Raw genomic sequence first — 15407 nt, forward strand, 5'->3', positions numbered from 1 at the left:
TAGGTCGGCGATTTGTCCGGGTTTCGCTCAGCCGATCACCGGCAGCGTCCGGTCGTCGGCGAGCCGTTTCAGCGCCCTTTGCATGACGCCGGTGACATAGTCGTAGCCACGATCCAGATCGAGCTCCGCGCCGAGGGCGGTACGCAGGTCGATGGGGTCGAGGAATTCGACGGTCACCTTGGTGGGCAACGGGATGTGGCCCGCGAGATCCCCGATATTGAGGCCCCACGGCAGCGCGATCGAAATCGGGAACACCTTGAGCCGCAACATCCGATCCAGCCGCAGCAGCCGCGCCAGCCGATCACCCCGGGTGAGGATCAGCTGATTCTCGTGCGCCCCGTAGTTGATCACCGGCACGATCGGGACCTCGGCATCCCAGGCCAGCCGCAGGAACCCGGTGCGCTGCGCGAAATCGATCTGGTCCTGCTCCCACGCGGGCCGATGCACCTCCCAGTCCCCGCCGGGATACACCAGCACCGCCGCCCCGCTCGCCAGCGCCGTGCGCGCGCTGTCCGGATCGGCGGCCACCGTCCCGAACTTCCGCAGATACCCGCCCAGCACCGGAAACGCCATGACCAGATCGTGTGCCAGCTGATAGAACGGCCGTTCCGGCCCGAAATGCCGCGTGAACGCCAATGTCGTCACCACTACCTCGGGCGACACATTCCCCCCGGAGTGATTGCCCACCAACAGCATCGGTCCCGTCGCCGGGACCCGCTCGATTCCCTTGATCTCCGCCCGGAAATACAGCCGCACCAGCCGCCAGCTGAATTCCAGCGTCCGCGCGATGAATTCAGGATCTCGCTCCGCCATATCCGCACTCGGAACCCGCGCTTTCACCTGCTCCGACACCCACCCGGCGGCCCGGTCGAACGGCAATAATCTACGGATTCCAGACGGCACCGGAACCTCCTCCAACGCGATGCACGATCGCAGACGGAATGCCTCGCACACCGCCCGCCAAACCTCGCCCGCCGGGATGTGGCCGGTCCGGCGCACGGCGTCGATCAGCCTCGGCCGGACACCACCTCGCCGGGCGCACTCGAATGTTCGGCGGGCACGAGGCGGCCGAAGTCCAGTTTCACCAGTTGGTCGGCGCAGTCGAAGTAGCGGTCGTCGTGGGTGATGACGATGACGGTCTTGCCGCGCTCCTTGAGTGCGGTGAGGATTTCGCGGTAGAAGACGTCGCGGAATTTGGGGTCCTGATCAGCGGCCCATTCGTCGAAGACGTAGATGGCGCGGTCTTCGAGCAGAGCGGTGAGCAGGGCGAGGCGCTTGCGCTGGCCTTGGGACAGATCGACGGTGGACAAGCGACCGTTCTCCACGGTCACCTTGTGCGAGATCTGGAGTTCCTCGAGGTAGCGGCGGACTTCGCCGTCGAGGTCGGGGCGGTCGAAACCGAGATATTCCTCGAACAAATGGAAATCGGTGAAGACGGCCGAGGAGTTCTGGCGGAACCACTCGATGTTCTCGTGATCGATCTGCTCGCCGTTGAGCGCTACCCGTCCGCTGCGCGGGACGTACAGACCGGTGATCAGTTTGGCGAGGGTGGACTTACCGCTGCCGTTGCCGCCGACGACGAAGGTGATCTGGCCGGGTTCGAAGACCAGGTCGAGCGGCCCGAGGTGGAAGCCTTCGTCGGTATCGGGGCCGGGGGCCATCGGCATGGGCATGCCGTCGGCGCCGCCGTGGTGGATCCGCTTGTGGCCGTTGACATCCGGGCCGCCTGGACCGCCGGGAGGTGGGAAGTGCGGCGGATGCTGTCCGCGACCGCTGGGCGGTCCACCCGGACGGCCCTGTCCCGGACGACCCTGCCCGGGTGGGGGGATACCCGGGCCGGGACCGCCCGGCCCCGGCGCGCCGGGCGGCGGGAACGGCGGCGGCAACTCGGTGCGGTAGCTGTAGCTGACACCGCTCAACTCCAGTCGCGCCGACTCGACCGCGGGCCGCTCGGTGTAGGGCAGTTGCTCCTCGTTGTGCAGCGTCGCCATGGACAGGTTCATGGTGCGGATCTTGGCCAGCGCCACATCGCCGCGCAGCAGGTCCGGCAGCCGGTGCATGAAGTTCTGCATCGGCATCGACAGGAAGGTCGTCACCAGGACGTAGGCGACCATCACATCGTGCGGCAGGTCCAGCGCGGAGGCGAGCACGAACAGGATCAGCGCCATCGTCCCGAGTTGCAGGATCTGCCCGATCCCTTGCGCGACAGCGAATTTGGAACCCGCGTCCATGTTCTGGTCGCGCAGCTCACCGGAGGTGCCGAGCAGCTGCCGGTCCATGAAGTCGCGGCGGCGGCCCCGGTGCAGTTTGAGTTCCTTGATGCCCAGTGTCACCGCCTGGAAGGACCGCAGCAGCGCGTCTTCGTTCTCGCGCGCCGCCTGGTATACCCGCCGGACTCGCTTCAGGAACGTCTCCACGCACGCGATGCCGAGCAGCGTGCCCGCGACGGTGATCGCGAAGATCGGCCCGGACACCACCGACAGGAAGGCGAAGCAGCCGATGATGGTGGCCACGTCGATGCAGATGCTGGGGATCGCGGTCACCGCCTGCGACAGCGACCGGACGTCTTCGGTCAGGGTCGCCATCAGCCGGTGCATGCCGAGTCGTTCCAAATGCTCGAGCGGCGCGGAAACGATGCTGGAGCTCAGGTCGGCGCGCAGCCGGTAGATGGCGTCCTGAGCCAGCCGGATCAGCAGTATTTGCGAGAGCACGCCGCTGACCAGGATGACCAGCCCGGTGAGGGCGAAGGTCTGCACGGTGACTTCTGGGTGCGGTTCCGGCGACACCACCCCGCGGATCAGGGTGAGCAGGTAGGTGTTCGCCGCCCCGCAGACGAGGCCCGCGACCACCACGGCCGCGATCCGCACCCGGGAAATCGAGAGGAGAAATCTGATCAGTTGCATTGCTACTGCGCTTCTTTCGAGGATTTCGCGGCGACTATCGGCGAATGATGTCGAAGATCATGCCCTCGAGGGTGACCCCCGGCGCGAAGGAGAACGCCACGCCCGTCGAAATCGGGGCCGTGGATTCGGACTGCTGAATCATGCTCTGCAACACGAAGATCAGCGAGACGCTCAGCATGTTGCCGTGCTCAGCCAGGATGTCCCAGCTGGGCGCGGCCGTTTCCGGCGGAATCCCGAGCGAGCGCGCGGATTGCTCGATGATCTTCGGCCCGCCCGGATGAATGGCCCACAGCTCGACATCGGTTTTGCTCAACCCATTGCGCTGCAACGCTTCGGTAACCACCGGGTCGACGCCGTGCAGAATATACTGCGGCAGGCTTTCGGCGAGTTCGCAGGTGATGCCGTTGTCGTTGACGCGCAACACGATTCCGTCTTCGGCGTCGTCGAACAGCTGGCTGAAGGTGTCGCGGATGACCACGCTGCCCGGCGCCAGTGGCTGACGCACCTGTCCGGCGCCGATCACCACCGCACCGCAGCCGTCACCGAAGAGGCTGTGGATGATGACGTCATTGACGTTGTCGTCGAACACGGCGTTCACCGAGCTGAGCTCCAAGGCGATCACCAGCGCCTTCTTGTCCGGATGCGCGCGCACGTAATCAGCGGCCGACCGGATGCCGTTCATCGCCGCGGCGCAGCCCATGAAGTTCACCATGACCCGCCCGATCGCGGGCGAGAGGCCCAGCTTCTTGACCACGGCCACGTCCACCCCGGGCGCGATGAATCCGGTGCTGGTCACGAAGACCATCAACCCGATTTCGGCGGCCGGGTCCGCGATACCGGCGATGGCACGGCCGGCCACATCGACCGCCAACGGCACCGCGTGCTCGTAGAACAGGTCCATCCGTTCCCGGATGGTCGCCGGCTTGCGGCTGTAGGCCAGGAATTCCGGATGCAGCGGATCGACCGCGAGGTGGCGGTTGTCGATCATGGTCTTCTGGTAGATGCGCGGAATACGGGTCTGCTGCGCCGGATCGGCGAACAGCGCGGCCACCTTCTCGGCCGCCTCGGCTTGCGAGTACACCTCGCTCGGCGACCCCGTCGCGATCCCTTCGATCACCGCCACCGTGGTCGGCGGAGCGGGCGGAAGCGCTCCGTATCCGTGCGCTGCCCCCACCAAGTGCCGACCCGTGTTTTGCGAAAACACCGTGGGCCGAGCGCCACCCTCATCGATTGTCACAGACACGAATTTCTTCCTTTCGAGAAAAGATATGGCGACCACACCGCCACCCTCCAGACGGCACGGTCTCCGACGAATAGCGAAACCGGTTCAGACCGTTCCGATTCCGGTGAAGCCCTGGGCCGTATAGGTGGCGCACGTCTTCAACGCCGAGGGCGACAGATGTTCACGCACGAAGCCCCACTTGTTCTCCTCGGCTTCGCGTGATGGTGAAAGCAGATAAGTCCGAATCTGTTTCGGGAACCGGTCGGTGAAGAAGCTCTTCGCGGGCAGCCATTCCACCCCGAATTTCTCCGCCTCCTCGCGCACCACGTCCTCGGTCGCGATATTGGCGAATCCGGAGCGCTGGTAGGGCAGGACGTGATGCACCCGGTGCGAGCTCAGGCCCGCGGACAGGAAGCAGTCGACCCAGCGGTTACCGACGACTGTCAGGTCGTAGGCCTGTTCGAGCTGGTTCACGCCCCAGTCCTCGGTGTCGGAATGCAGTTCCTCGGTATCGACCTCGAAGTCGTGGCTGGCCACCACCAGGAAGGTGCTCACCCACATGGTGACGACGAATTGCAATGCCCAGGCCCAGAAGTCGCCGGCCAGCGTGAACGCCACCAGTTCGGCGATCAGCAGGAAGCGCACGCCGAACGAACCCACGAAGTGACCCATCGCGCCCCGCCGAGTGCCGTACATATCGCGCACCCCGACCTGGCGGACCAGGCGGCAGACATCGAGCAACCGGATGAGCATGCCGGTCACGGTGTGCCCGAATTTGTGCATGGTGTGCACCGGAATTCGATACAGCCGCGGCACCTGCATCATCATCGTGAAGACGTTCTTCTTGATATCGACTTCACTCTGGGTGTGCGGATGGTGCAGCAGTGCGTGCCCGTCGGCGGTGACAAACGCCAGCGCGACATAGTTGAGGTCGAAAGCGTTCACAAAAACCTTCGACAGCTGGGTCTTCTGCGCCCGGTGGATCGCGTAGTGCCCGAAGCCGGCCAGCGAACTACGCAGCACGACCATCGCGATCACGAACACCGGCAACGGCATCCAGTTCGGATCGGCCAGGCGCAACCCCTGCACGGCGAAATACAGCACCGCGAGCACCGCGACCACAATGTTGAACAGCGTGTCCATCCGCTGCAGGCGGACCGCCAGTTCCGGCTCCTTCAACCGCGCCTTGATCTGGTGCAGCAGGTCGTTCTTGTCGTCGAACCGGTACTTCGGGGTGTCGCGCCAGCTGTCGAAACCTTCCTTGAACAGGAAGTCCGGCGCGTTCGCCTTGGGGTGGATGTCCTCCGGAATCGCTTGGCGGTCAAGGGCGTACCGCTCGATCATGCGCCCGATCCGCTCCGGATCCTTGTGGTAGGAGCCGATGATCGAGGTGATGTCGCGGTTCTTGGTGCGGCCGATGAAGAACTCGCCGCCGGGATGCTTGGAGATCCACTGACTCAGGTCATAGGCTTTGCCGTTGTACACCCAGACGTTCGACACCGGCGGGGGGCCGGGCGGCGGACCGGGCGGTCGACGGAATTCCTGCTCCTCGGTAGCGGGGCGGTCACTCGTCGTCATCTCTATCCTTTGGAACAGGGTCATAGCTCGCGCCGCGGGCGGAGGGGTGCTGAGCGTTGCGTCAGAATCATCCGGGCGGCTGCTTGCATCTCACTGAACAATCTCTTAAACCGGTTTAGGCGTTGCAGAGTTGGGGTAGCGAACTCGCCCCGAAAACGGGAAAGCCGGTCCGGAGGCAGGGAACAGCCGAAGCCGCCCCCACGCTTCCGGACCGGTCTGCGATGCCGGTCGATAAGAACTAACTGCCGGGCTTGAGCACGTTGACCGGCTTGCCGTGATCGGTCAGGTCCAGCTTGATCTCGCCCTGGTCCTTCTTCACGATGGCGCGGATCAGGTTCGGGCCGGTGCCCGGCGAAGCGGCCGTGGACGGCAACTGGGTGGCCGAGGTGGTCGGCGGCGCAACGTCCTTGATCCACAGGGTGATCGGCAGTTCGCCGACGCCCTCGCCGGCCCGCGGCGCGATCGGATCGATCGCCGAACCGCTGATGGTGCCGGTGACCTTCACGGTGTCGACGCCGTCGATCTTCTCGCGGCCCTCGGCCTTCGCGTTCTTGACCTGCGCGATGACGTTGGCGAGGCCCTTGTCCTTGTCCAGCAGGATGCCCGGATCGTAGATCTTCTCCGCCGGACCGATCTTGGTGTAGGTGGAGCCGTCGGTCAGTGCGTACAGCGTCTTGTCGACGACCAGGAACTTGGCCTCGATGAAGTCGGCTTCCGGCTTGGTGCGAATCTTCGCCTCACCCTGGGCCGCCCCCTGGCCCTGCGGCTGGTTGGTGACGCCCGCGTCGATCTTCTCCATCGGCAGGTTCGGGATGTTGGTCACGTTCAGATCCATGTGCACCGCCTGCAGCGTCTGCGTGGTCTTCGCGCATTCCGACACGAGCTGGGTGCCCTCGGGCAGCTCGGTCGGCGGGGGTGCGGTGGTGGTCGCGGAGGACGATTCGTTCGAGCTGCAACCGGTCACCAGCGCGGCGAACACCGACGCCGCCATAACGACTGGCGCGATGCCCCGCCGACCGACCCGGAGTCGTCGGGTGATTCGCGTACGCGTGGTCAAGTCACTCATATAAGCCCCTGAGGAGGTTTCGTTCTACCAGCAAGTGAGAGGCATTCTGCCGCCCCCCAACGCAGTAGTATGTACTACTTGTCCGGAATTCGGCTTGTCAGGTGCGAGTTGCGCTGCGGCGTCAGCGTTCTCGCAGCAAAGTCACCGGTCACCGGTGTCCGAGCGGGCGGAACGCCGAGTGCGTGACCGCCGACGCATGCGGCGGTGCGTCGTGCCGCGGCGCCATCGGCCGGGCCCCGGCGAAATAGGTCGGATGAATCCCTTATCCTTTGTGCATTGTGAACTACTCCGTGACGGTGGTGCACCTGGTCGCCAGGTTGCACGTAGACCTGGGCCGGCTCGCCGCCCACCTGTGTCGCTGACCTGCGCCCGCAACCCGGTCAGAGCCGTTCCACTTGGAGTTTTCCCATGTCTTCCCCTGTTTCTTCGCGTGCCCTGAACCCGGCGCGCTGGTCCTTCGGCGTGCAGATCCTGCTCGGCCTCGTCGTCGGCGTCGCGGCCGGGTTCCTCGCCCGCGCCACCGGCGCCGCCTGGCTCACCAGCACGCTGACCCAGATCGGCAGCATCTTCGTGCAGCTGCTCAAGCTCGCCGTGCCGCCACTGGTGTTCACCGCGGTGCTGGTCAGCGTCGCCGGACTGCGGCACGTCACCAATGCCGCGCGGCTGGCCGGGCGGACACTGCTGTGGTTCCTCGGGACCTCGCTGATCGCGGTCGCCGTCGGCATCACCCTCGGACTGATCACCAACCCGGGACGCGGCGTCGAGCTGACGCTGACCGGGGTGAAAGTGCCCGAGCACAAGAGCGGCTGGACCGACTTCCTCACCGGCATCATCCCGACCAATGTCGTCGGGGCCTTCACCAATGGCAATGTGCTGCAACTGGTCTTCCTCGGTCTGGTCTTCGGCATCGCCGCCCTGAAGCTCGGCGAAGCCGCCAAACCCGTGCTGGACCTTGCCGAATCGATATTGCAGCTGGTGCAGAAGGCGCTGTGGTGGGTGATCCGGCTCGCGCCGATCGGCACCGCGGGACTGATCGGCAAGGCAGTCGCCAGCTACGGCTGGAACCTGATCCAGCCCCTGGCCACCTTCACCGCCGCCATCTACATCGGCTGCTTCCTGGTCCTCGCGGTGGTCTACCCGGTGCTGCTGCGCGTAGTCGCCGGCGTGAATCCGGTCCGCTTCTACGCCAAGGCCTGGCCCGCGCTCGAGCTGGCGTTCGTCTCGCGCTCCTCGATCGGCACCATGCCGTTGACCCAGCGGATCACCATCGAAAGGCTCGGTGTCCCCAGCGAATACGGGTCCTTCGCGGTGCCGTTCGGAGCGACCACCAAGATGGACGGTTGCGCGGCCGTCTACCCGGCGGTGGCGGCCATCTTCGTCGCTCAGATCAGCGGCATCGACCTCGGCATCCGTGACTATCTGCTGATCGCGTTCGTGTCGGTGGTCGGCTCCGCGGCCACCGCGGGACTCACCGGGGCGATCGTGATGCTGACCCTGACGCTGTCCACCCTCGGCCTGCCGTTGGCCGCGGCCGGGCTGCTGCTCGCCATCGATCCGATCCTGGACATGATCCGCACCGCGACCAACGTCGCGGGGCAGATGGTGGTGCCGGTACTGGTCGCCAAGCGGGAGGGAATCCTCGACCAGGAGATCTTCGACCAGCCCTCGGCCCCGTTGACGGGGGCCGATCCCGCACCGAAGCCGGAGCCGGTCGCCGCCTGAGCTGTCGGCCCGGCGTTATCGATTATTGATCGAATCGGATACGTGTCGAAACCATCCGGATGACAATGATCAATCTTCGAAGATTCGCTACCGCAACGGTTTTCGCGGAATATCATCAGACAGCGCGTGAAATGCACTGAGCTGTATCTGATTCGAATATTCCGCTGTAAATCTTCTGGTAGCCGTTTCGAAGCAAAGGGCATGCGCCATGGTGGTCGAACTGATCCGGCAATACCTCGCACCCGTCGCGCTCGCGGTCGTGGCGGTCATAATCTTCGTAGTAGGGGACCGTTTACGCCCGAAATCGTGGGTCCATCCGGACGATGCGTCCGGCACCATGGTGGTCGAGCTGATCAACACGCTTTTCCTGGCCGTGGCCGCGTTCGTCGTGGTGATCTGCTGGCAGCAGTACGACAACGCGCACAATCACACGGTCGCCGAATCCAAGGCGCTGATCGACGTCTACTGGGCCGCCCACGATATGCCCGAGCCCGAACACGACCGCGTCCAAAGCCTCGTACGCGAGTACACCGAGCAGGTCATCGGCGAGGAATGGGCGGTAATGAATGAGGAACGCGCGCTGAGCGATTCGACCCAGCGCACCTTCGATGCCCTGCGCGACACCGTCACCGCGATGCCGGCCCAGGATCCCGACAGCGCCGATCTACAAGAAAAGGCGCTGGCCGGCCTCGACGCGGTCGCTCAGGCGCGCCACGATCGGGCGCTGGACGCGAATCTCAGCATGCCCGGATTCCTTTACACCGCGCTGTGGTTCACCGCGATTCTGCTGTTGTGCAGCGCTGTGCTGTCCGGCGTCATGGTCACCAAGCGCAGCCTGGCGATGACAGCGTTGCTCGGTCTCGTGGTCGGTGCGGCGATCGTCGCGATCTACGGCCTCGATCGGCCGTTCTCCGGGGCGAACATCGTCTCGAAAGATGCCTTCGAGATAGCACTTTCCCGCTATCAGCGCATCAGCTAGCGGCGATCGGGCCGGACAGCGACCACGATGGGACGTTCGCACATGGCGCACATTCGAAGACTGACTCTCGCGGCGATGCCGCTCACCGTGGTGTTGCTTGCCCGGCCTGGCGTCGCGGGTGCGGACCCGCTGCCGCCGTGGTTGCCGGTCGGGGAAGTTTTCACTGGCAGTACGGAACCGGGGTCGGCCGATCCTTCGGGCTCCGCGAGTGGAAGCGGGCTGGAGGGGAGTGCGATGGAGTTGGAGCCGCCTGCGGCCGGTGTACAACTCGGCGCGGGAAGTGGGGCCAATGGCTATCCCGCACCAATGGGCGCGAATGATGGGTCTCGTGCCCCGGATGTGCGGGTGGGCACGGGGAGCGCGGCCGATGGTTTTCCTGCACCGGTGGTTTCGGATGATGGCTCTCGTGCCCCGGACGTGGGGCTCGGCACGGGAAGCGTCGCGAACGGTTTTCCCGCACCCGTGGTTGCGGATGACGGCTCTCGTGCCCTGGATATGCGGCTCGGCACGGGAAGCGCGGCCAATGGTTTTCCCGCACCGGGGGTTGCGGACGGCGACTATCCCGCCGCGGCGATTCCGGACGCGCCGATGTCGGCGGACGACGGCATGGAGATCATCCACAATGAGCCGACTGTCGTCGCGGAGGAGCCGGGCGGGCTGCCGCAAGCCGACTCCGGCAGCGTCCGGTCCGCATGCGCTGGTGGCTTCGCTGTCGGCAGTGCGCTGATCTTGCTCGGCAGCGCGACCGGGAGCGGCCCAGGCTACGGATTGATCGGTGTCGGGTCCAGTGGTTCCGGAACCGGCAGCGCCGCTGTGGGATCCGCCGCCGTCGGTAGTGCCGTCACCGGCAGTGCACTGATCTGCCTGTTGTGGCCGCTCGACGGCGCGCCACCCGCACCGGGAATCCCGCTCGATCTCGAACCACCCGCCCCAGCCCTCCCCGCCAGTCCCGCGCCGGACGCAACCGCCGGCCCCGCGCCGATCATCGCGAGTCCACCGGCACCCCTGATCGATGTGCCTGAAACGCCTGCCGCGCCAAAGGTGATGGGCACACCGCTGGCCGCGGCCCCACCGACAACCGACCCGGTGGCCTTGAACCTCCTGCAACTGATGACGATTCTGGTGATCGCGATCCTCAGTGCGGTTCGCAGCGTCGCAGCCGTGCGGCGCAAGCACGGTCGATGACAGTGCAGGGCCTTCCGCACGGTCACGCGACTGCGCTGTGCCTTCTGCCGCACAGCTGGCAGTAGCCAACGCCATGCCGGGCTGCGGAGCGTCCCGACGCGGTCTACGCGGAAACTCCGAAGAGTTCGGAGTTGCTGTGCTCACCGATGGGCAGTTGGTCGAAGGCCGTCACGATGCGTCGTTCCTCCCATCGAAAGTGGGATTCGAGAATCGCTGTCAGGCCTGCGATTTCGCCCTTGATGCGGGGGAGGTTTCCGGTGCCGACGTCGGCGAGGAGTTCACGGAGACGCTGGAGGATGTCGGCGACCAAGCGATGGTCGTCGCTCAGTCCTTGGAGGACGGGTGCGAGTTCCGGAAAGCGTTGCGCCAGAGCGGGAAACGCGATGTCGTCTTCACTGGTGTGGTGACGAGTCAGAGCGGTGCAGAAGGCGAGGCAATGGGCGCGAAGATCGACGGGACGGGAACCGGTGTAGTTGTCGAGTTCATCGGTCACGCGGCGCAATTCGTCGCGCAGCCGGTTGTGGACTTCGACCAGTTCGCGGCTCAGCGCCCGCGCGCGCTCGTCAGAAGACATGGAAATCCTAGCTATCGAGAGGGAGTGGGATGCATGACCGCGACCCGACCGGGCGCGGGGGCTCGGATCAGACGAGCCGGGAATACGGACCCATGGCAGCCTCCTCGATACGGCGCCTCATCACCCACCACCGTCCGTTCGGCGGTGACATCCGAGGCACCCCTCAGATTTAGCAGGCCCCGATCGCCGAGGGCAACCGCGAGTCGAGTCTCATTCGACGAGTCGCGCCTCGTGGGCGAGAATGGCGGCTTGCACGCGGTTCTCGGCGCCGATGCGATTCAGGATCGCGCTGACGTGGGCTTTGACCGTCCCTTCCGCGATATTGAGCCGACGGGCGATGTCGTGGTTCGTCAGGCCTTTTCCGAGGAGGGTGAGGACGTCGCGTTCGCGGGCGGTCAGGGTCGCCACTGTGTCGCGAGCAACGTGCCGGCGCTCGAGGGTGTTGCCGCTGAGTTCGGTCATGACTCGGTGGGCGATGCGCGGGGACAGGAAGGCCGCACCGTTGGCCGCGGCGTGGACTCCCATCAATAGTTCGCGGGGGTCGGCGGCTTTGAGGAGAAATCCTTTGACACCGGCGCTGAGCGCTCGCGCGACGTAGTCGCCCTCGTCGAAGGTGGTCAGGATGACGACCGCGATGTCGGGGTAGGTGCGGCGCAGTTCGGCGGCCGCGGCCAGCCCGTCCAGCCGGGGCATTCTGATGTCGAGCAGGACGACGTCGGGGTGGTGCGCCTGCGCCGATTCGATGGCTTCGTGCCCGTCGGCGGCTTCCGCGACCACTTCGATGCCGGGGTCGCTGTCCAGGATTGCCCGGACGCCTGCCCGGATCATGGCCTCGTCGTCGGCGAGCAGTACGCGGATCACTGTGCCGCCGATGGGATTTGGGCCGACAACGGTATGCGGGCGGTGAGGGTGAACTCGCCGCGCACGTGCTGCGTCTGCAGTGTCCCACCGAGGAGTTGGACTCGCTCGGTGAGACCGGCCAAACCGCTGCCGGTGCCAGCGGGGGATGGGTGCGGAGCCGGGTTGGTCGCCATGACCGTGAGCTCAGCACCCTGATGGGCGATTCGGATGTGCACCGGAGTGCCCGGCGCGTGCCGAGCGGCGTTGGTCAGCGTCTCCTGCACGATCCGCCGCAGTGCCGAAACCACCAGGGGCGGTAGGGGAGTGGGGAGTTCATCACTGTGCAGCTGCACTGTCATACCGGCGACGCGGGCGCGGTCGACAAGTGTTTCGACGGATAGGTTCGGTGGTTCCACGGGCGTTGTCGTTCCGGCCCGGAGCATTCCGATGGTCCGCCGGAGTTCGTCGGTGGCGGCGACTGCCGATGCCCGCAGATGGCTCGCGGAGCGGCGGCTCGGCTCGTTCAGCTCGGTGTTCAGCTCGAGGGCGCCGGCCTGCAGCGCGATGAGGGCGAGTTCGTGGCCGAGGGAGTCGTGCATGTCGGTGGCGATGCGGGCGCGTTCGCGTAGTCGGGCGCTTTCCGCGACCAGTTCCTGGGTTTGTTCCAGTTGGGCGATTCGTTCGCGGCTGGTCGCGATCAGTTCGGACTGCTGCCTACGGAATCGTCCGGCCAGCCAGGGCAGCAGCACGAACAAGGCGAGCATCATCACGGCGCCGATTGCCTCCGAGATGTCGACCACCGCGATCAACGCCGCCGCCCCCGTGGCCACCAGGAGTACCTCCCCGCCTCGGCGCGCCTCCAGCCGCCGGCCCTGTAGATAGGCGGCGATCGCGAGCGCCGCGAACAGCATCTGCCGCCACAGCGGAAGCCCTTCCATGGCAAGTCCGTTGAGCACGCCGCCCGCCGCGGTGATTGCGAGAAGTGCGCTGTTCTTCACCTGGTCGACCTTACCGAGCGCAACCGGACCGCCCGAAATATCACCGTCGAGGCGCCCGCAGCGGCGGTAACGAGCAGGGTAATGGTGAGCGGCGCGGCGAAATAGGTGAGCTGAGACCAGGTAACTGTGCGTCCGCCGCTGATCACCGAGACGAGAAGCGGATAGGCGGCGAACAGGAAGATCGGCAGCACCAGCGGTGCCAGCCGAAGAGCGATCCGCCACCACGAACGTTGTGCGCAGCGCTGCGCCCAGCGCCTCGACCGCAGCGCGCCGAGAATTGCCAGGCCCACCGCGCCCAAGGCGATCGATCCTAGGATCAGCTCGAACCGCTGCCGTCCGCCACCGACGTCGGCAGGTGTGCGGCCCTGGCTGAGGGCGATGAGACCGTTGACGATGTCGTAGGTGTCGTCGTGCAGCGCGGAGCTGTTGGCCAGCACCGCGTACCCGTACCCCGTCGCGGGATCGATAGCCTGAAAAGCCGTGTAGGTGAACAAGTTTCCGCTGTGCGCCAGCAGGGTGGAATCCGTGCCCTCGGGTGCCCAGCCCATCGCGTACTCATCGACGGGAGACGACGTGTGCATCGTGTCCAGGGCCGCCTGGCTCAGCAGTCGCGGCCCGCGGCCGTTCTGGGCGATCAGCCACTTGCCCAGGTCAGCAGCGGTGGTGATGACGCCGCCGCTACCGCTGTTGTCGAGGAAGCCGGACAGCTCCGGGCGTGCGATCCAAGCTCCGAACAGGGAGTTGTATCCCGCTGCGGGCGAAATCTTCTGGGTGCTCACCGCGCTGTGCCGCATACCCAGTGGCCCGAAGACTCGCTGGGCGAGGAAATCGCCGAAGCTCAGACCGCTGCTGACCTCGACGAGGCGCGCCGCGAGGTTGTAGTTGACGTTGCAGTATTTGAAGCGGGTACCGGGGTCGGTTGCCAGCGTGGCCGTATCCAGGCGCGATACATACTCCGCGAGGGACTTCGCCTCCTGTACCCGGTTGATATCGACGGTCAAGTCCGTGAGACCCGATGTCTGGTTCAGCAACTGCCGCACCGTGACCTCGGCCGCGCGCTGATCGGCCGTAATGAACCCGGGTAGCTGCTCGGAGACTGTGCGGTCCAATCCGATGCGGCCCTCTTCCACCAGGATCATGACCGCCGCCGCGGTGAACGATTTGCTGAGCGACGCGACGCGCATCGGAGTGTCGGCGCTGACCGGTCTGCCGCCGGAGTCGTGGCCGTAGCCGGCGGCATGCACAACCCGATCGCCCTGCGTCACAACGGCTGACAGTCCGGGCAAACCGGTACTTTCGAGGGCCGCTTCCAGATAATCGTCGATGACGGCCGGGGCCAACTGGCCGGGCGGTGCCGCCTGCGACACCGGCGAAACAGCCACACCGATGCCGACTGCGACGATGATGACGGAGAGCAATCTGAGCATGCCGTCGACGTTAGAGATCCGCCCATGCGAAGAAATCTGCCGAACGACCGGATCTACCCCCGACGAAAGTTATAGGGCGGTCCCCCTCAGGTCGTGATGGGGGTGTTCTGCGCTGCCGCCAGCCACCATTGACCCGCACGCCGGACGAGGACATACATCGCCATCTCGGAGAAGCCCCCGGAGTCGAGGGCCCGCCGGCGAATCTGGGCGACGATGACATCGGGTGCGGGCGACTGCGCGGCGACCACCTCGAACCGGGACGCTGGTGCCACATTGGCTTCCACAAGCCCGTGATGGATGGCGTTCAGCTGCTCGTAGCCGGTCAGCGTCGCGCCTTTGGGGCTGCCCCACAGGATATCCGCGGCGAACCAGCTGTCGTAAACGTCGGCGCTGCGTGAGTCGAGGCCCTTCTGTAGTTGCGCCGCCAAGGCGGTCGCCTCGGTGTCGGCGACGGCTTGGCGAGTCGGATCATGCAGTGCGGGACGTATTTCCATGAGCCCACCGTAGAAGCTCAACCAACATTGAGGTCAAGTCGCATGGCCCGGACATTTTCGTCCGAATACTCTGCCCATCAAGGTGATTCCTGCTCGGCACAGGGCAACAGGTCCGCCAACCCGGCCAGGTCGAGCACGGCCCGCAGCTGGTCATCGGCACCCAGGATCTGTACCGCGCCACCGGACCGCTTGGCGGTCAACCGGATTCGCGCGAGCGCGGCGAGGACCGCGGCGGCGCAACCCGATAACCCACGGACGTCGCACCGCACCGAATCGTGCCCGCTGCGCAGTATCGCTTGGACCTGCGCGCACCAAACCTCGGTCGTCTCGGTGTCCGCTACGCCGGCGAGGGTGATCGCTCGCGGGCCGAATTCGTCGGCTGTCACACCTGATATGACCGCCGCGCGTCCGGAAACTCG

General features: G+C 65.7%; 14 protein-coding genes. 3 read left to right on the forward strand and 11 right to left on the reverse strand.

From position 1 onward, the window contains the following. Positions 1-27 precede the first annotated feature (27 nt). The 5 genes from BJ987_RS22940 to BJ987_RS22960 form a co-directional block, all read right to left on the reverse strand. Positions 28-903 (reverse strand): lysophospholipid acyltransferase family protein, encoded by an 876-nt coding sequence (locus tag BJ987_RS22940; protein WP_307869724.1) that lies wholly within the window; start codon positions 901-903, stop codon positions 28-30. A gap of 104 nt (positions 904-1007) precedes the next feature. After that, a complete protein-coding gene (locus BJ987_RS22945; RefSeq protein WP_209893757.1) occupies positions 1008-2903 on the reverse strand; it encodes an ATP-binding cassette domain-containing protein in 1896 nt (631 codons plus the stop codon). Positions 2904-2937: 34 nt separating this feature from the next. Continuing rightward, a complete protein-coding gene (locus tag BJ987_RS22950) occupies positions 2938-4107 on the reverse strand; it encodes a type III polyketide synthase (RefSeq protein WP_307869909.1) in 1170 nt (389 codons plus the stop codon). Between the two features lie 123 nt (positions 4108-4230). Next, a complete protein-coding gene (locus BJ987_RS22955; RefSeq protein ID WP_209893763.1) occupies positions 4231-5703 on the reverse strand; it encodes a fatty acid desaturase in 1473 nt (490 codons plus the stop codon). A gap of 238 nt (positions 5704-5941) precedes the next feature. Next, the gene (locus tag BJ987_RS22960) at positions 5942-6769 is read right to left on the reverse strand and encodes an LppX_LprAFG lipoprotein (protein ID WP_209893766.1); all 828 of its coding nucleotides are present in this window, start codon (positions 6767-6769) and stop codon (positions 5942-5944) included. Positions 6770-7177: 408 nt separating this feature from the next. Between BJ987_RS22960 and BJ987_RS22965 the strand changes: the two genes are divergently transcribed. The 3 genes from BJ987_RS22965 (at position 7178) to BJ987_RS22975 (ending at position 10655) form a co-directional block, all read left to right on the forward strand. Further along, positions 7178-8491, forward strand: coding sequence for a dicarboxylate/amino acid:cation symporter (locus BJ987_RS22965; RefSeq protein WP_209893770.1), 1314 nt, complete (start codon positions 7178-7180; stop codon positions 8489-8491). Positions 8492-8699: 208 nt separating this feature from the next. After that, complete coding sequence (locus tag BJ987_RS22970) at positions 8700-9470, forward strand: bestrophin-like domain (protein ID WP_209893773.1); 771 nt, start codon at positions 8700-8702, stop codon at positions 9468-9470. Positions 9471-9932: 462 nt separating this feature from the next. Further along, on the forward strand, positions 9933-10655 hold the full coding sequence (locus BJ987_RS22975) for a hypothetical protein (protein ID WP_209893776.1): 723 nt from the start codon (positions 9933-9935) through the stop codon (positions 10653-10655). Positions 10656-10758: 103 nt separating this feature from the next. Here the strand turns inward: BJ987_RS22975 and BJ987_RS22980 are convergent, their stop codons facing one another. The 6 genes from BJ987_RS22980 to BJ987_RS23005 all read right to left on the reverse strand — a co-directional run bounded on the left by BJ987_RS22980 (position 10759) and on the right by BJ987_RS23005 (position 15374). Beyond that, positions 10759-11229: a hemerythrin domain-containing protein gene (locus BJ987_RS22980; RefSeq protein WP_209893779.1), complete on the reverse strand. Its 471-nt coding sequence runs from the start codon at positions 11227-11229 to the stop codon at positions 10759-10761. A 210-nt stretch (positions 11230-11439) separates the two neighbouring features. Beyond that, positions 11440-12090, reverse strand: a complete 651-nt coding sequence (locus BJ987_RS22985) for a response regulator (protein ID WP_209893782.1) — start codon at positions 12088-12090, stop codon at positions 11440-11442. Further along, entirely contained in the window at positions 12087-13067 is a 981-nt protein-coding gene (locus BJ987_RS37405) for a sensor histidine kinase (RefSeq protein ID WP_209893785.1), read from the reverse strand. The genes BJ987_RS22985 and BJ987_RS37405 overlap by 4 nt, the downstream gene beginning before the upstream one ends. Continuing rightward, positions 13064-14494 (reverse strand): serine hydrolase domain-containing protein, encoded by a 1431-nt coding sequence (locus BJ987_RS22995; RefSeq protein WP_209893788.1) that lies wholly within the window; start codon positions 14492-14494, stop codon positions 13064-13066. The genes BJ987_RS37405 and BJ987_RS22995 overlap by 4 nt, the downstream gene beginning before the upstream one ends. A gap of 86 nt (positions 14495-14580) precedes the next feature. Further along, on the reverse strand, positions 14581-14988 hold the full coding sequence (locus tag BJ987_RS23000; RefSeq protein ID WP_209893790.1) for a DUF4440 domain-containing protein: 408 nt from the start codon (positions 14986-14988) through the stop codon (positions 14581-14583). Between the two features lie 77 nt (positions 14989-15065). Beyond that, the gene (locus tag BJ987_RS23005; RefSeq protein WP_209893793.1) at positions 15066-15374 is read right to left on the reverse strand and encodes an STAS domain-containing protein; all 309 of its coding nucleotides are present in this window, start codon (positions 15372-15374) and stop codon (positions 15066-15068) included. Positions 15375-15407 lie beyond the last annotated feature (33 nt).

This window comes from Nocardia goodfellowii (assembly GCF_017875645.1).
Classification (GTDB): Bacteria; Actinomycetota; Actinomycetes; order Mycobacteriales; family Mycobacteriaceae; genus Nocardia; species Nocardia goodfellowii.